Origin of the sequence: Microbacterium sp. TWP3-1-2b2, from assembly GCF_049896145.1 — a bacterium.
GTDB lineage: Bacteria > Actinomycetota > Actinomycetes > Actinomycetales > Microbacteriaceae > Microbacterium.
This window is the reverse complement of record NZ_JAFCTS010000001.1, coordinates 1,700,249-1,715,082: the sequence shown is the minus strand read 5'-3', so window position 1 is coordinate 1,715,082 and position 14,834 is coordinate 1,700,249. Positions and strand designations below refer to the sequence as shown.

Sequence of the window (14,834 nt, the reverse complement as noted above, 5' to 3'; positions counted from 1 at the left end):
CGGTCAGGCGTAGACGTCTATGCCGCCGTGCGGCGTCGTGAAGGCGGTGGCGGTGGTGTCGGGCTGTGTACCGGCACCCGTGCGCGTCGCGGCACCGCCGCGCTCCTGGGCGCGATCGGCAGGGGACGAGCCGCTGTTCTGCTGGCCGGTCGCGCTGTTCTGTCCCGGCCCACCGGCGTTCTGATGCCCGCCGGAACCCTGCTGGCCTGAATTCTGCTGGCCGGTCGACGACGTGAGGCCGTCGTGCGTCGAGACTGCGAGCGTGGCGTTCGGGGCCGCCACAGCAAGGTCGCGTCGAAGGTCGGCGAGCACAGCGCGCAGCGCGTCGCGGCCGAGATCGTTCGGCGCATGCAGCTCGATGCGGATGCTGCCTCCGGCGATGTGCGCGCGCACCGTGACGGGGCCGAGATTCTCGGGTGAGACGGTCAGCGTCAGCTGGTGATCGCCGTCGGCGGCCTGCGCCAGCGAGAGCACGGGGGTCGCGATCTGCGGCATCAGGGTCGGACGGGCAGTCGCGACGGCCGCCGCCGAGCCGACGGATGCCACCGTCGTCGGCGCGACCGGGGATGCTCCTCCGACCGGCGTCATCCCTTCAGTGGACGAGTCGGCCGGCATCGCGGCCGCGTCGGCGCGCAGGGGGCCGGCAGACGGGGAGGGCGTGGTCGCGGTGGCATCGACGGGCGTCAGAATCGCGCGAGGGTGTGCCTCGATCAGTTGACCATCGGGGGTGTGGGCAACGGGCGAGTGCGCAGACGCGCCCTCCATCGCGGCGGTCGCGGTGGCTTGCGATCCGGCGGAGGGGAGTGCAGCACCCGCGATCGGTGACGATGCTGCTGGCGCCGACACTTTCGACGGCGCGGATCCGGTCGACGGCGTCGATGGGCCTGACGGTGCGGGCACGAGTGCCGACGTCGCGAGTGCTACCTGCTGAGTCGACGCGGTGTTGCTGGACGAAACGGTGCCGTTGGACGAAACGGTGCTGACGGTGCTGTTCGACGACGTGGCGCCGCTCGTCGGTTCGGCGAGCGGAACCTCAGCGGACGCAGAGCTGCCGTCAGTCGAAACCGGCGCGGCGGGCAGCGCAGCGTTGAACGCCAGCGCCTCGCCGAACGGCGGTGCGTCGAGGAATGCCGGTGCGTCGGCAGGCGGCGGTGCGTCCGCAACGGGCCCGGAGACGGCGGTTCCGTCACCGAGCGGGACCTCGAGAAGCGCTGCGCCCGGACTGTCTGCCGACTGCTTCGATCCGGTGGCAGCCTGCGTCTCACGCGGCACTGTGGCGACAGCATCCGCGAAGGCGATCGCCCCAGGGCTGGGCGATGATGCAGGCGTCGCCGACGCGTCGCTGCGTGGGGCTCGTCCGATGAGCCCGCCGAACGCACTCACCAGGCTCATCGCTCACCCTCCGTCCGCGAACGGGACGCGATCTCGTCGAGTTCGGCCTGCTCTACGCGCAGTTCATCGGTGCGCGCCCGCACGGCATGGGCCTCGGCCAGGCGATCAAGACCGCGCATGGCCCGCCGGGCCTCAGCGTGCTCGGCCCTGGCCTCATCGACGCTCTGCGACTGCACCTCGGCGAGTGCGGTGAGGTCTGCAAGCATGCTGCGGCCGGCGGAGCGTGCGGCGGCCAATGCGGCGAGCGAGCGCACATCGACGGCATCCGTGCCCTCGCCGGCGAGCGCCGATCGCAGGTGCCGGTCGCGCGCTTCGGTGTGACGCGCGTCGATGACCGCACGCGACAGCCGTTGCGCTGCCGCGCGTTCCTGGATCTGGCGCACGCGCAACAGGCCGGCGAGCGAGAATCCTCGAGTCATGAGACATCTCCGAACGCCGAGACGAGGTCGTCGAGCCGACGCCAGGATTCCTCGATCGGGCTGCTCTCGTCGAGTGGTTGGGTGAGGAACCGTGAGATCGCCCGCTCGTTCGCGATCGCGGCATCGATCTTGACATCCGCGCCGGACTGATATGCGCCGATGTCGATGAGGTCATTGGCGCGGCGTCGGGCGGCGAGCACCGACCGCAGCGCCGTCGCGGCGGCACGCTGTTCGGACGAGGTGATCTTCCCCGCGACGCGCGACACTGAGGAGAGCACGTCGATCGCGGGGTGGTGGCCTGACAGGGCGAGGGCGCGATCGAGCACGATGTGGCCGTCCAGGATCGAGCGCACGGCATCCGCGATCGGCTCGTTGTGGTCGTCGCCGTCCACGAGCACGGTGTAGATCCCGGTCACAGAGCCGCCGCGATCGGTGCCTGCACGCTCGAGCAGGCCGGCGAGCATCGAGAACGTCGACGGCGGGTAGCCGCGGGTCGCAGGCGGCTCGCCCGCGGAGAGCCCGATCTCACGCTGCGCCATCGCGACACGGGTGAGCGAATCCATCATGAGAATGGCGTGGGCGCCCTCATCGCGGAAAGCCTCGGCGATGCGAGTGGCGGTGAAGGCGGCGCGGATGCGTGCCATCGCAGGCTGATCGGAGGTGGAGACGATCACGACGGAGCGCGCCAGACCCTCTGCGCCGAGGTCGTCCTCGATGAACTCGCGCACCTCGCGCCCGCGCTCGCCGACCAAGGCGATCACGGTGACCTCCGCTTCGGTGCCGCGAGCGACCATCGACAGAAGTGAGGACTTGCCGACGCCTGATCCGGCGAACAGCCCTACGCGCTGACCGCGACCGACGCTGGCCAGCGTGTCGAGTGCGCGTACACCCAGCGGAAGGGGGGACTCGATGCGGTCGCGCCCCATGATCGACGGCGGCTCGTGGGCGAGCCCCACCTGTGCGCCGACGACCGGTCCCTTGCCGTCGATGGGGCGGCCGAGCCCGTCGAGCACACGGCCGAGAAGTCCCCGCCCCGTCGGCACACGAAGCGCGCCGCCTCTGGAGCGAACCGGGGTTCCCACGGTGAGGCCCGACATCGACGCCAGCGGCATGCAACGCAGCCCGTCATCGCCGGTGGCCACGACCTCGGCGTCGATGTCAGCGCCGAGGGTGACCACGTCACCGATCGCACCGTCGAGTCCGCGCACGTGCACGCCGAGCCCGCGCACCTGGGAGACCTCACCGACCCGCTCCGGCAGTACCGCGCTGCGGGCGGCGCTCCACGCGTTCATGCGCGATGCTCCTTCAACGCACGGCGGGCACGCTCGAGCGCAGCACCGATGCGGGCATCGATGTGTCCGCTCTCGAGCAGGATGACGGCATCGCCGGGTGACAGCGTCTCGTCCGCGACGAAGGTGAACGGGGCGGGCAGGGCGTCGTGACGTTCCAGGGTGCCCCGATCATCGGGATGCACCCGCAGCTCGCGCACGTGGGATTCGTCGACGACCGACATCGTCCGTCTGACGACCGCCGCGGCAGAGGCCTCGGCATCCGCGAGCTCGCCGGCGAGGATGAGCTCGGCGAGCTCGATGGCGTGTTCGAGGACCTGCATCTGCGCAGTCGCCGTCACGTCGCGTTCACGATCACTCAGCGCCCGCGCGGCAGCATGCAGTGCATCGACAGCCTGCTGGAGCGTGCGATCGGCGTCGGCAGCCCTGGCGAGGCGCTCGTCCTCCGCCTGTGCGTGCGCGGCCGCGGCGGCGGCGGATGCCGCTCTGAATCCTTCCGCATGGCCCTCGGCATACCCGCGAACACGCGCCTGCTCCCGCTCGGCGCTGAGACCTGCGGCATGCAGCCGCGGGAACACCGACGGCGAGAATGCGTCAGCTGACATACTCGTCCTCGTCGGTGCGCTGCACGGTGATGTCGCCGCTGGCCTCGAGCGCGCGGATCGTGCGGACGATCTCGGCGCGGGCCTCTTCGACCTGCGACATGCGGACAGGGCCGAGCGCGCGCGATTCCGCCTCGAGGTTCTCGCGATTGCGTTCGGAGACGTTGCGGCGGATGACATCCGCGATCGCATTGTTGGCACCCTTGAGAGCGAGCGCCAACGAGCGCAGATCGATGCCGCGCAGTACGCTCTGCGCATCCCGGTCTTCGAGCTTCACGATGTCGACGAAGGTGAACATGCGTGAGCGGATGTCTTCGGCCAGGGCGCTGTCGCGCTCTTCGATGCTCGCGAGCAGTGCCTTCTCGATCGTGGCGTCTGAGCGGTTGATGATTTCCACGAGGGGTGCGACGCCGCCCAGCGTCTCAGGTGTATCGCGAGCGGCAAGCACACCGGTGCGCGTCTTCAGCGCATCCGCGACGATCGAGATCGCCTCCTGCGTTGCCGTGCCCATCGTGGCGATCGCATGCGCGACATCGGTGCGCGCGGGGTCGGGCAGAGCGGCCAGAACGGCCGCGGCCTGGTCGGTCGGCAGGTGCGCCAGGACGAGCGCGACGGTCTCGGGCAGCTCGCCGTCCAGCAGGGTCGCGAGCTGCCCGGCATCTGCAGCACTGAGGAACTCGAACGACGAGTTCGCCGATGTCGAGTTCACGCGTCCGAGCACTGCGGCCGCGCGCTCGGCGCCGAACGAGGCCTCCAGCAGTCGCGCGGCGATGTCGCGTCCGCCGCGCGCCGGCGGCAGATAACCCTTCGCCAGCTGGTGGAACCGGCCAAGGGCCTGAGAGGTGGTCTCAGCGGTGACGCCCTGCAGGGTGATGATCTCGGATGCCAGTGCTTCTGCTTCGGCTTCGGAGAGATGCTTCATCACCTCAATCGCATGCATGCGATCCAGGTTCATCAGCACCACCGCAGCCGTCTGACGGTCATTCAACGCGTTCACACCGACTGCCTGTCATCGATCAGCGTGCGCAGCAGTTCCGCAGTGCGCTTGGGATCCCGACGGGTCAGTGCATCCAGCTCCGCCCGGCGGTGCTCCAGGCTCACCTGGGCAGGCTCTGGCTCGATCTCCAGCTCGCCAGGTGAAGGCTGCGGCTCCGGCTCCGTGATCGACAGCGGCACGGTCGGCGACTCGAGAAGAGCGGTCGGTGCGGTTGCGCTGAACGTCGACAGCGCGGGAGGGCGGTCTCCGAACAGCTGATCGAACTCGGCGGCAGCGCTGCGGCGCCGGCGCGCTCGCATGATCAGGGCGATCACGAGAGCGAGGAACGGCAGCCCGATCGCTGCGGCGATCACGATGGTGTTCAGCAGGGCGGCCTGCTGCGCGGCGGTCTCCGCTTCCTTGGCAGCCTGCAGAGCCGCCTGTGCGGCCTCTGCGGATGTCTCGCTGAATGCCACCATCTCGACGCTGAGCGTGTCACCGCGGTCGGGGTCGATGCCGGCAGCAGCCGAGACGAGATCGTTCAGCTTCTCGGCGCTCATGTCGGCCGACGCACCGAGGTCCACTGCGACGGACACCGACTGGCGGCGGAGCGTGCCTGCCGGGGTGCTCGTGGTCTGGGTCGACTTGTTCACGGCGTTGGTGCGGGTCTCATCGGTCGACTCGGACGTGCCGTCCGCGTCCTCACTCGGCACGGCGATGTTGTCCGGACCGAGGACCCCGGCTTCGCTCGACGTGCCGTTCTGGGTCTCGCTGCGAATCTGCTCGGTCAGCGGAGGCGTGCCCTCTGCCGGGGTGTACGTCTCATCGAGCCGCTCGTTCGCGGACCGGTCGATGTCGGCGACCACCGTGACCTTCGAGTTGCCGGCGCCCAGTACCGTGTCGAGCATCTGCTGGACGCTGTGCGTCACCCGAGCCTCGTAGTCACCGGCCTGCTGGTCGATTCCACCGATCGCACCCGCGCCGACAGCCGACAGCGTCTGGCCGCTCTGATCGACCACGGCGACGTTCTCGGGTTTCATGCCGCTGACGGCGGCAGACGTCAGGTGGACGATCGCTTCGACCTGCTTGTTCGTGAGGGTGGTGCTGTCGCCAGTTTCGACGAACACGGATGCGGTCGGGTCGATGGTCTCCGACACGAACACGCTCTCCTCGGGGATGGCGAGCTGCACTGATGCCGCGCTCACGCCGTCCAGTGCCGAGATCGTCGCGGCCAGTTCGCCCTCGATGGCGCGCTTGTAGGTGACGGACTGCTGGAACTCCGAGGTGGTGACGCCCATGTCATCCAGCAGGGAGTAGCCGCCTGAGCTGGAGGTCGGCAGTCCCGCTGCCGCGGCTGCGAGGCGCTGATCGTAGACGTCGCCTTCGGGCACGAGCACGGTCGATCCGCCGCCGCTGAGCTCGTATGGCACCGATGCCGAACGCAGTTGCTCGACGACCGCGTTCGCATCGGAGGCGCTCAGGCCGGAGAACAGCGGGGTGAGCGTCGGGCGGGTGAGCCAACTGGAGAGGGCGAAGATCCCCAGCACGAGCACGGCGACGCCGATGATCGCGATCGTGCGCTGCGCGAGCGTGAAGCCCGCGATCACGCGCCCGATCCGCTGGAACACGTTCGTGACGGCCTGGGGCATCAGGCTTGCATCCTCATGATCTCGTTGAACGCGTCGACGCCCTTGTTGCGCACTGCGGCGACGAGTTCGAGCGTGACCGCAGCACGGGAGGACGCGATCATCGAGGTGTGGATGTCATCGAGGTCACCAGTGACGGCTGCTACCTTGAGCGCGTTCGACTCGCTCTGCAGACCCTGCAGCTCGTCGATCGCACCGGTGATGCTCGCCGCGAATGCCGAGTCGTCACCTGCGACCGGTTTCGTCGCCGCGGTGGGAGTGAGCGAGAGGGCGGAGGAGATGCTCTCGATGCTGGGGATGGAAGCCATCAGCTGCGTCCGATCTGGAGTGCGGATTCGTAGGCGTTGCGGGCACGGTCGACGATCGCAGCGCTGGCCTGGTAGCCCCGCTGCGCGAGGATGAGCTGGCTCATCTGGTCGCCGAGATCGATGTCGGGATAGCGCACGTAGCCGTCAGCATCAGCGAGCGGATGATCGGGCTGGTGCACGAGGCGCCCCTCGGCATCGCCGAGTGCGGTGCCGGCCACATAGACCCCGGGAGACTCCGCGCTTGTCTGGGCCAGCACGTACCGCTGGCGGAACGCGTCTCCGGCGGTGGACGAGACGGTGTTGATGTTGGAGATGTTGTCGCTGATGGCGTCCAGCCACTTGCGATGCACGGTGAGACCTGTGCCGGCGATTCCGATGGCGTCGAAGGTCATGATGTCCTCATCGCCGTGCGCATCGACGAGAAGGAGCTGTTCACGGCCTGCGTCGCGAACTGGTAGCGCAGCATCGTGTCGATGCTGGACAGCGTCTCGGTGTCGAGGTTGACGTTGTTGCCGTCCAGGCGGGTCGGCTCGAGCGAATCGCCGACCGTCGCGGCGACGCGTCCGTCGCCGTATGCCACGGCATCCGCCAACGCCTCCTCGAACTGCACGCGCTTGGCGTGATAGTTCGGGGTGTTGATGTTGGAGATGTTGTCGGCGATGGCGCGCTGGCGCAGCGCGAGGCCATCGAGCGCACTGGTGAGTGCGGAAATGGTCACTGAATCGAACACGAACCCGTTTCCCGTCGATGGGTGGTGCGGCCGATCCATGGCCGAGTCAGTCGAGCGCTCCCTGCTCTGAATGCTCTATCGGCCGCTCTGACGGGTTCGTTAGGAGCGCTCTCAGGATGCCCGAACCCGCGTCGCCCACACCGTCGACGTCTCAGCCGTCGACGTCGAGGTACGCCGGGACGTCCGGGCGCGCGGCGGGAACGCGGCGCAGTGCGTCGAGCTGGCCGCGCACGTCGTCGAGCTCCGCACGCGTGCGCGCGATCCGCTCCTGCTGGAGCCGTAGCAGGCGGCGGGCGCGGTCTGCGAGCTCAGGAGGGAGCGGAGCCGCCGGCGCCGTCCACTGCTGGAGTATCTCGGACGCGTCGTCGAGATCGCGCTCGAATCGGTCCAGCAGGGACACCCAGGCCGCATCGCTCATGCCTTGACCTCCGCGACCGCCGCGGCGGCACCGTGCCACGCCTCGCGCAGCGGGGCGACGAGCTCATGGCATGCGTGCGTGCGCTCAGGGTCGCGCCCGATGTTCGCGCCGATGAGGGTCTGTGTGAGGAATGTGTACAGTGCGCGGAGTCCCGCGCTGCCGGCCCACTCGTTCGACAGTGACGATGTCAGTTCCGCGACGATGGCCTGCGCATGCTGCAACTGCGCGTTCGCCTCGACCCAGTCGCCACCGCGCTGAGCGGCCTCCCCGCGTTGGATGTCGAGCAGCAGCCGGTCGTAGAGCATCGTGAGCAGGCGCTCCGGGGTCGCTGAGAGCACGGCGTCGTCGCGGTAGCGCTGCTGCGCGCGGAGTACGGCGTTGGCGTTCATGTCATCGCGACCCGGAGTCGAAGCTCGGCAGGCTCGCCAGCTGCGATGTCAGGTACTGCGACTGCGACTGCATCTGAGAGAGCATCGTCTCCAGCCGTGCGTAGGTGCGCTCGAGGGTCGCCCTGCGCTGTTCCAGCCGCACGTCCCAGCGCTCCATCTGCTTGCCGAGCACGTCGACCTCGCTCTGCTGCCCGGTGATGCGCGCGGTGAGCAGCCCGTCGTACTTGTCGGAGTACATCTCGGCCGTCTGCTGTACGCGCGCTGCCACCCCGGTGAACATTCCGGTGACGGCGGCCGGGTCATCTGCGAGTGCCGCAGCGAACTTCTTCTCGTCGATCGTGAGCACACCGTAGCGGTCGATCGAGATGCCGATGCTCGAGGGGGAGACTCCGTCGATCGGATGCTGGATCGCCTCTGCCAGCGACTGCCGCAGTGCCCGCACTGTGCTGTCGCCGGTGAAGACTCCGAGGGTAGTGGTGTCGTCGGCTCCTCCGCCGACCGTTGCCTTCGACCCGTTGTCGATGCGGGTGAGGATCGACGCGAGCTGCTTGACGAAGTCGGCGGCCGCCGTCGTACGGGCGGCATCGTCGACCGTGATGCCCACGGTGACCGCGTCGGTCGAGGCCGCAGTGACGGTGACATCGACCCCGGTGAACAGGTCGGTGAACGTGTTCTCGGAAGATGTGATGACCTGCTCGGCCGCTGTGCCGGCCCACAGACGCACCTGCGCGTCGGTGCCTGTCGCGACGAGGCCCGCACCAGGAGCGTCGACGACGTCGGCGGCGGTGCCGGCCTCGGCGGCCGCGATGTCTCCGCGGAGCACGCGGAAGGCGCTGTCCTCACCGGACTCGGCGGCGATGAGCTGCAGCCGCTGCACCGGGTTGCCGTCGGCATCTGTGCCTGCGGCGACGACGCTGGCAGAAATGCCGAATCCGGCACCGTTGATGGCCCGGGCGACATCGGTCATGGAGGAGGACGCTGCGGTGACTTGGACGCGCTCACCGGCGGCGTTCTCGAGCGTGAGGGTCGGGGGAGCATCGGGCCATTCGGCGGATGCTGCGGTGACGACGGTGTGCTTCTGCGCGACGCGGTCGACGACGATGTCGGCGGTGACGGCAGTGGCACCGGGTCGGAGCACGACGGTGACGTTCTTCGACGACGACGTCGCGGCGAATCGGTCGATGCTGTCGCCGGCCGCGGCCGCCTTCGCCTTGGCGGCGAGATCCTGGATCGAGGTGTTCAGCGTCTGCAGCTGCGAGATGATGAGCTTCTTGTCATCAGCCTTCGCGCTCATCAGGTTGCGGGGAATGGCGTGCACATCCATGAGCGCGTTGATGAGCTCTGTGGTCTTCAAGCCCGAGACCAGGCCGTCGAGTGCGATTCCCATGGTTGCCTTTCCAGATCAGGAGGGGAAGCCGGCCCCGGGTGGGCCACGGTCGGTCGCCCACCCGGAACCAGCGCGCGAATCAACGCAGGAGCTGAAGAACGCCCTGCGTCGACTGGTTCGCCTGAGCGAGCATCGCGGTACCGGCCTGCGACAGGATGTTCGCAGCGGTGTACTTGACCATCTCGGCCGCCATGTCGGTGTCGCGGATGCGGCTCTCTGCAGCCGACAGGTTCTCTGCCGACACGTTGAGCGAGTTGATCGTCGACTCGAAGCGGTTCTGCGCGGCACCCAGCTCCGCACGGGCGCTGGAGACGCTCGTGATCTGCGTGTCGATCGCAGTGATCGCCGCAGCTGCGTTCGCAGCCGAGTCGAAGGTCAGCGCACCGACCGCAGTCGCCACAGCTCCCACGTCCGCACCGGTCAGGTCGACGACGATCTGGTCGTTGGCAGCGACACCGCCGGCACCGACCTGGAAGGTCAGACTGCCTCCGACACCGGCGGTCGCACCGGTGAGCAGGTCGATCCCGTTGAAGTTCGTCGACGTGCTGATGCGAGTCAGCTCCGAGGTCAGCTGGTCGACCTCGGTCTGGATCGCTGTGCGCGAGTCGGCGTTGTTCGAGTCGTTACCGGCCTGCACAGCGAGGTCACGCACGCGCTGCAGGATGGAGTGGACCTCGGTCAGGGCGCCTTCAGCGGTCTGGATGACCGAGACGCCGTCCTGGGCGTTGCGGGCCGCGACGTTCAGACCGTTGACCTGCGAACGCAGGCCCTCGGAGATCGCCAGACCGGCTGCGTCGTCCGCCGCGCGGTTGATGCGAAGACCGCTGGACAGCTTCTCCAGGGACTTCGACAGGTCGTTCTGCGTGTTGGACAGGTTGCGGTAGGCGTTGAGCGCCGACACGTTGGTGTTGATCTGCATACCCATGGTGTGTTCCTCCGTGATTGGGTTGAAGCGAAGCCCATCCGTGGGCTCCGTTCACACCTATCGGCGGAGTGCGCGCGCTCGTTAGCCGCGATGATGCAAGTGTTCGCTCAGGCCAGTGCCGATGCCGCGGAAGATTCGCGGAAGACACTCGCCAGGCGGCTGCTGCCTGTTTCGGCGATCCGCGCGAAGAACGCCTCACGGACGCCCACCGAGACCCGGGCGACCGGAGCCGGCTCCTCATCCTCTGCGAAATACTTGTCCAGAGCGTCGCGCAGCAGACGCACGGCTTGAGAGCGCTGCTGCGACACCGCGGAGTGCGAGACACCGAGTTCCTCGGCGATGTCCTTCACAGGCCGCTCTTCCAAGTACACGGCCTGCACGATGAGGCGCATGCGCTCCGGCAGTGCGGCGACGGCGTGCTCGAGCACATCACGGCGTTCGCTCACCATGGCGGATTCTTCGGGGAGCGGGATGCTGGCGGGCAGGTCGTGCGCTGAGGGATCCTCCAGGGTGACGACGGTGCGTGCTCCATCGGCCAGAGCCTCGGCCACGACATCCTTGGGAACGGCCATCGCAGTGGCGATCTCGGTGACCGTCGCGGTCCGGCCCAGACCAGCTGTCAGGGTTTCGCGGACGGCCGTGGTCTCTTTGATGCGTTTGCGGATACCGCGCGAGGCCCAGTCCATCGCGCGCATCTCGTCGGCGAATGCTCCGAGGATGCGGCGGCGGGCGTAGGCGCCGAAGGGAACGCCGAGCGTCGGGTCGAATGCGTCGGCCGCCGTGACAAGGGCAAGCGCGCCCACCGCAGCGAGTTCTTCGCGGGGGATGTGCGTTGCCCGAGCATGAGTCTCGGAGGCGAGGTATCCGACAAGGGGGAGATTGTCTTCAACGAGGCGATTGCGCTCGGCGCGCGACGACATGGGGCCTTGTCCACCTCTCTTGAGAGCGCGATGCCGCTCCGCTTTTGATGAGTAGAAGGCCATACCACCTTCGAAGCGATATGTCCATGGGGAGTACTACCCATCAGTAATCCACATAGTAACCTTAGAGGCGCGTCGGTCGATAGAACTACATGAATCGAAAATTTCGACAGTTGATGAACAAAATTCATTCGACGTACCGCTGGGGAAGCTGGGGAGAGATCAAGACAATGGGAGCCAACGAACTGTCGATGCAGTTGTGGCGAGAGCGTGAACTGCTGGAAATGCTGCTGTTCAAGCTCGACGAGCAGCAGCTGCTGCTGGTCGCCGGAAAATCGCGCTGGATTCAGTATGCGTCACGCGAGATCGAACAGGTGCTCGAGCGGTTGCGCGCGACGACTCTGGCGCGTGCAGTCGAGGTCGCCGACGTCGCCGAGGAATGGGGAGCCGTCGACGGGGCGACGCTCAGAGAACTGATGCAGCATGCGCCCGAGGGAGCATGGCGAGACGTCTTCACCGAGCATCTGCACGTGCTCACCCAGCTGACGTCCGAGATCGCGCAACTGCGTGACACGAATGCCGAGCAGCTCGGAAGCGTGCTGCGTGCGACGCAGGAGACGATCGCCGCGCTCGGCTTCGACACAGGCGAGTACACGACCACTGGCGACCGCGCTCGGGATGACTCAGCGCGCATCGTCGACACCGAGATGTGACGGGACAGAGACGATGTCGACTTTCAGCGGATTGAACACGGCCGCGAGCGGTCTGGCCGCGGCGCGCCGCGGAATGGATGTGGTCGGGCAGAACATCGCCAATCAGACCACAGAGGGGTACACCCGCCAGCGCGTCACCACCTCTTCCATCCCCGCCATGGCACAGATCGGCCTCTTCAGCACTGGCGCGGTGCCAGGGCACGGCGTCTCGATCGACGGTGTCGCGCGCCTCGGCGATGCCCTGCTCGACGCCCGTGTGCGAGACACGCTCTCGGCCTCCGGGTTCTGGTCGACGCGCGCTGTCGTGGCGACGACTCTCGAGGCGTCACTGGCTGAACCGACCTCCGACGGGCTCTCCGCGCGCCTGACGCAGTTCTGGTCGGGTTGGCAGGATCTCGGGAACACTCCGGATTCCGGCGCTGCCGCATCCGTCGTGCTCGAATCCGCCGCAGAGCTCGCAGCGCACATCTCGGGCGGATACCGAGCCGTCTCTGCGCAATGGTCGGGTGCTCGCGCCTCGGCCGACCGCACCGTCTCGCAGATCAATGGTGCGGCCGACCAGATCGCCGTTCTCAATCGTGAGATCCGCGATGCCCTAGCATCGGGCCGCTCCGCCAACGAACTCATCGATCAGCGCAGCGTGCTCGCCCAGAACGTGTCACGCCTCGCCGGCGCCAGAGCGAACATCGAGGCGGACGGCACGCTCACCGTGCGCGTCGACGGCAACGCCCTCGTCGCCGGCACAGATGCGCGCCACCTGACATTGAACGGCCCGACGTCGATCGATTCCGGTCAGCGAATGTCCGTCACCTGGGCCGCGGCACCTGACATCCCGGTAGCGATCGTCGGCGGTGAGCTCGGAGGAAACCTCGCGGTACTGGCACCTGCCGGTGAGGGAGGGATGCTCGCGCAGCTCGCGTCGACCTACAACACCGTGGCGACAGCCCTCGCGGATGCTGTCAACGCCCAGCACCGTGCAGGAGTGACCGCCTCCGGGCAGCCGGGAGGCGACTTCTTCGCGGTGTCTGGTACCGGACCTGCCGCACTCGGACTGAGCGTCGTGGCGCAGTCGGCCGCAGATCTGGCTCTGGCTGCGCCAGGAGCAGGTTCGTTGGATGCGAGCAACGCCGACGCCATCTCGCAGATCGGACGGGGCACCACGTCGCCGGACGCGATCTGGTCGGCCCAGGTGTCGAGCCTCGGTGTCAGCACCGCGGCCGACATCCAGAGAGCGCGGGTGTCCGAGACAGCCGCCGTCACCGCCGCAGCGGCCCAGCAGTCGGTGGCCGCCGTCGACGGCGACGAGGAGACCATCAACCTGCTCACCTACCAGACCGCCTACCAGGCCGCGGCCCGTGTGATGACTGCCGTCGATGAAGCCCTCGACGTGCTGATCAACCGCATGGGTCTCGTCGGACGCTGAAGCAAGGACCATCATGATCTCTCGCGTGACCGCACCCGCCATGACGCAGACGGCGATGCGCCATCTGCAGGCCAACCTCACGGAACTCGCCCGGCTGCAGCAGCAGGCGACGTCGCAGCGCGCCTTCAGTGCGCCTTCCGACGACCCCGCCGCGGCCGCTGCCGCGTTGGACCTGCACGCCGAGCAGCGACGCAACGAGCAGTACGCGCGCAACGTCGACGACGGCATGGCGTGGGTGACGACCGCCGACAGCGCGATCGCCGCCAGCACCGCACTTCTCGGTCGGGCGCGTGATCTCACCGTGCGGGGCGCCAACGACGGTGCGATGGATGCCACAGCCAAAGAGGCGATCGCGGTGGAGCTCGAGGGCATCCGCGATGAGCTGCTCGCGAAGGCGAACACCCGGCTGCTCGGTCGTTCGGTGTTCGCCGGTACCTCGAACACCGCGGCATTCGCTGTGGATTACAGCTTCAGCGGGACGCCTGGTGCAGAGGTCACGCGCCGCATCTCGGACAGCGCATCGGTTCGCGTCGACACCGACGGTGCAGAGGTGTTCGGCACCGGGGGAGACTCAGTCTTCGCCCTGATCGACACGATCGTCGCCGACCTGCGCTCGGGAACGAACGTGGGGCCGCGGCTCGGTGAGATCGACGATCGACTGACCGCTATGCTCAGTGCCCAAGGGGCGGTCGGTACCCGCCAGTCACAGATCGAACGCGCCAAGGAGGCGGCCGTGCAGAATTCGGTTTCGCTCGAGTCCCGTCGGGCCGCCGTGGAGGACGTCGACTCTGTGGAGGTTCTCGTCCGACTGCAGGCGCAGGAGCTCGTCTACCGCTCATCGCTGGCAGTGAATGCGAGGGTTCTCCAGCCCTCGCTCATGGACTTCCTCCAGTGAGTGTCGCGCTGAGCTTCGTCGCGCCGCCCCCAGGGCTCGCGCCGCACGTCGATTTCGCGTTGGCCCCTGTCGAAGGCTCGGACGGTCTGTTCACCATGCGCGCAGTCGAGGACGACGCACTGCGTCTGTACCTCGTCGATCCGCAGACGGTGCTGCAGGAGTACGCGCCCACGCTCACCGATGAACAGACGGCGACGCTCGAACTCCAATCACCGGATGACGCGCTCCTGCTCGTGGTCGCCCACCCGTCCGCAGACGGTGTCAGCGTGAATCTGCTCGCCCCCGTCGTGGTCAATCGCGGCACAGGTGCTGCCCTGCAGGTCATCCTCGACGGCCAGGACTATCCCCTGCGAGCGCCCCTCTCCTGAAACACCAGCCGGGACTCAAGACGCCGACTACCCT

18 protein-coding genes are annotated in these 14,834 nt (G+C 67.9%); 4 read left to right on the top strand and 14 right to left on the bottom strand.

The features are described from left to right. Window positions 1-3: 3 nt before the first annotated feature. From ACP7AR_RS08495 to ACP7AR_RS08430, 14 genes are all read right to left on the bottom strand, one after another. Window positions 4-1,392: a flagellar hook-length control protein FliK gene (locus ACP7AR_RS08495; RefSeq protein WP_426184692.1), complete on the bottom strand. Its 1,389-nt coding sequence runs from the start codon at window positions 1,390-1,392 to the stop codon at window positions 4-6. Further along, complete coding sequence (locus ACP7AR_RS08490; protein ID WP_426184690.1) at window positions 1,389-1,811, bottom strand: flagellar FliJ family protein; 423 nt, start codon at window positions 1,809-1,811, stop codon at window positions 1,389-1,391. Before ACP7AR_RS08490 ends, ACP7AR_RS08495 begins: the two co-directional genes overlap by 4 nt. Beyond that, the gene (locus ACP7AR_RS08485; protein ID WP_426184688.1) at window positions 1,808-3,103 is read right to left on the bottom strand and encodes a FliI/YscN family ATPase; all 1,296 of its coding nucleotides are present in this window, start codon (window positions 3,101-3,103) and stop codon (window positions 1,808-1,810) included. The genes ACP7AR_RS08490 and ACP7AR_RS08485 overlap by 4 nt, the downstream gene beginning before the upstream one ends. Further along, complete coding sequence (locus ACP7AR_RS08480) at window positions 3,100-3,705, bottom strand: FliH/SctL family protein (RefSeq protein WP_426184687.1); 606 nt, start codon at window positions 3,703-3,705, stop codon at window positions 3,100-3,102. The genes ACP7AR_RS08485 and ACP7AR_RS08480 overlap by 4 nt, the downstream gene beginning before the upstream one ends. Then, on the bottom strand, window positions 3,695-4,699 hold the full coding sequence (gene fliG, locus ACP7AR_RS08475; RefSeq protein ID WP_426184685.1) for a flagellar motor switch protein FliG: 1,005 nt from the start codon (window positions 4,697-4,699) through the stop codon (window positions 3,695-3,697). The genes ACP7AR_RS08480 and fliG overlap by 11 nt, the downstream gene beginning before the upstream one ends. Further along, complete coding sequence (gene fliF / locus ACP7AR_RS08470; RefSeq protein ID WP_426184683.1) at window positions 4,696-6,327, bottom strand: flagellar basal-body MS-ring/collar protein FliF; 1,632 nt, start codon at window positions 6,325-6,327, stop codon at window positions 4,696-4,698. Before fliF ends, fliG begins: the two co-directional genes overlap by 4 nt. Further along, window positions 6,327-6,632: a flagellar hook-basal body complex protein FliE gene (gene fliE / locus ACP7AR_RS08465; RefSeq protein ID WP_426184681.1), complete on the bottom strand. Its 306-nt coding sequence runs from the start codon at window positions 6,630-6,632 to the stop codon at window positions 6,327-6,329. The genes fliF and fliE overlap by 1 nt, the downstream gene beginning before the upstream one ends. After that, window positions 6,632-7,024 carry a flagellar basal body rod protein FlgC gene (locus tag ACP7AR_RS08460; protein WP_426184679.1) on the bottom strand — a complete coding sequence of 131 codons (393 nt, stop codon included), beginning with the start codon at window positions 7,022-7,024 and terminating at the stop codon, window positions 6,632-6,634. The genes fliE and ACP7AR_RS08460 overlap by 1 nt, the downstream gene beginning before the upstream one ends. Beyond that, on the bottom strand, window positions 7,021-7,362 hold the full coding sequence (flgB, locus tag ACP7AR_RS08455; protein ID WP_426184677.1) for a flagellar basal body rod protein FlgB: 342 nt from the start codon (window positions 7,360-7,362) through the stop codon (window positions 7,021-7,023). The genes ACP7AR_RS08460 and flgB overlap by 4 nt, the downstream gene beginning before the upstream one ends. Window positions 7,363-7,513: 151 nt before the next feature. Next, window positions 7,514-7,780, bottom strand: coding sequence for a hypothetical protein (locus ACP7AR_RS08450; protein ID WP_426184675.1), 267 nt, complete (start codon window positions 7,778-7,780; stop codon window positions 7,514-7,516). Further along, window positions 7,777-8,169 (bottom strand): flagellar export chaperone FliS, encoded by a 393-nt coding sequence (gene fliS / locus ACP7AR_RS08445; RefSeq protein ID WP_426184673.1) that lies wholly within the window; start codon window positions 8,167-8,169, stop codon window positions 7,777-7,779. Before fliS ends, ACP7AR_RS08450 begins: the two co-directional genes overlap by 4 nt. Before the next feature lies 1 nt (window position 8,170). Next, on the bottom strand, window positions 8,171-9,556 hold the full coding sequence (gene fliD / locus ACP7AR_RS08440) for a flagellar filament capping protein FliD (RefSeq protein ID WP_426184671.1): 1,386 nt from the start codon (window positions 9,554-9,556) through the stop codon (window positions 8,171-8,173). A 79-nt stretch (window positions 9,557-9,635) separates the two neighbouring features. Further along, entirely contained in the window at window positions 9,636-10,481 is an 846-nt protein-coding gene (locus tag ACP7AR_RS08435) for a flagellin (protein WP_426184669.1), read from the bottom strand. A gap of 107 nt (window positions 10,482-10,588) precedes the next feature. Beyond that, window positions 10,589-11,401 carry a sigma-70 family RNA polymerase sigma factor gene (locus tag ACP7AR_RS08430; protein ID WP_426184667.1) on the bottom strand — a complete coding sequence of 271 codons (813 nt, stop codon included), beginning with the start codon at window positions 11,399-11,401 and terminating at the stop codon, window positions 10,589-10,591. A 176-nt stretch (window positions 11,402-11,577) separates the two neighbouring features. Between ACP7AR_RS08430 and ACP7AR_RS08425 the strand changes: the two genes are divergently transcribed. The 4 genes from ACP7AR_RS08425 to ACP7AR_RS08410 are packed head-to-tail and all read left to right on the top strand — an operon-like array spanning window position 11,578 to window position 14,800. Beyond that, complete coding sequence (locus ACP7AR_RS08425; protein WP_426184665.1) at window positions 11,578-12,114, top strand: flagellar protein FlgN; 537 nt, start codon at window positions 11,578-11,580, stop codon at window positions 12,112-12,114. A gap of 13 nt (window positions 12,115-12,127) precedes the next feature. Continuing rightward, the gene (gene flgK / locus ACP7AR_RS08420; protein ID WP_426184663.1) at window positions 12,128-13,537 is read left to right on the top strand and encodes a flagellar hook-associated protein FlgK; all 1,410 of its coding nucleotides are present in this window, start codon (window positions 12,128-12,130) and stop codon (window positions 13,535-13,537) included. A 25-nt stretch (window positions 13,538-13,562) separates the two neighbouring features. Beyond that, window positions 13,563-14,432, top strand: coding sequence for a flagellar hook-associated protein FlgL (gene flgL / locus ACP7AR_RS08415; RefSeq protein ID WP_426184661.1), 870 nt, complete (start codon window positions 13,563-13,565; stop codon window positions 14,430-14,432). Continuing rightward, complete coding sequence (locus ACP7AR_RS08410; protein WP_426184659.1) at window positions 14,429-14,800, top strand: flagellar assembly protein FliW; 372 nt, start codon at window positions 14,429-14,431, stop codon at window positions 14,798-14,800. Before flgL ends, ACP7AR_RS08410 begins: the two co-directional genes overlap by 4 nt. Window positions 14,801-14,834 lie beyond the last annotated feature (34 nt).

What these genes read in the sequence shown, in the direction of transcription:
- ACP7AR_RS08495 (WP_426184692.1), bottom strand. Translation starts at nt 1,392, where the DNA reads ATGAGCCTGGTGAGTGCGTTCGGCGGGCTCATCGGACGAGCCCCACGC.
- ACP7AR_RS08490 (WP_426184690.1), bottom strand. Translation starts at nt 1,811, where the DNA reads ATGACTCGAGGATTCTCGCTCGCCGGCCTGTTGCGCGTGCGCCAGATC.
- ACP7AR_RS08485 (WP_426184688.1), bottom strand. Translation starts at nt 3,103, where the DNA reads ATGAACGCGTGGAGCGCCGCCCGCAGCGCGGTACTGCCGGAGCGGGTC.
- ACP7AR_RS08480 (WP_426184687.1), bottom strand. Translation starts at nt 3,705, where the DNA reads ATGTCAGCTGACGCATTCTCGCCGTCGGTGTTCCCGCGGCTGCATGCC.
- fliF (WP_426184683.1), bottom strand. Translation starts at nt 6,327, where the DNA reads ATGCCCCAGGCCGTCACGAACGTGTTCCAGCGGATCGGGCGCGTGATC.
- fliE (WP_426184681.1), bottom strand. Translation starts at nt 6,632, where the DNA reads ATGGCTTCCATCCCCAGCATCGAGAGCATCTCCTCCGCCCTCTCGCTC.
- ACP7AR_RS08460 (WP_426184679.1), bottom strand. Translation starts at nt 7,024, where the DNA reads ATGACCTTCGACGCCATCGGAATCGCCGGCACAGGTCTCACCGTGCAT.
- ACP7AR_RS08450 (WP_426184675.1), bottom strand. Translation starts at nt 7,780, where the DNA reads ATGAGCGATGCGGCCTGGGTGTCCCTGCTGGACCGATTCGAGCGCGAT.
- fliS (WP_426184673.1), bottom strand. Translation starts at nt 8,169, where the DNA reads ATGAACGCCAACGCCGTACTCCGCGCGCAGCAGCGCTACCGCGACGAC.
- fliD (WP_426184671.1), bottom strand. Translation starts at nt 9,556, where the DNA reads ATGGGAATCGCACTCGACGGCCTGGTCTCGGGCTTGAAGACCACAGAG.
- ACP7AR_RS08435 (WP_426184669.1), bottom strand. Translation starts at nt 10,481, where the DNA reads ATGGGTATGCAGATCAACACCAACGTGTCGGCGCTCAACGCCTACCGC.
- ACP7AR_RS08430 (WP_426184667.1), bottom strand. Translation starts at nt 11,401, where the DNA reads ATGTCGTCGCGCGCCGAGCGCAATCGCCTCGTTGAAGACAATCTCCCC.
- ACP7AR_RS08425 (WP_426184665.1), top strand. Translation starts at nt 11,578, where the DNA reads ATGAACAAAATTCATTCGACGTACCGCTGGGGAAGCTGGGGAGAGATC.
- flgK (WP_426184663.1), top strand. Translation starts at nt 12,128, where the DNA reads ATGTCGACTTTCAGCGGATTGAACACGGCCGCGAGCGGTCTGGCCGCG.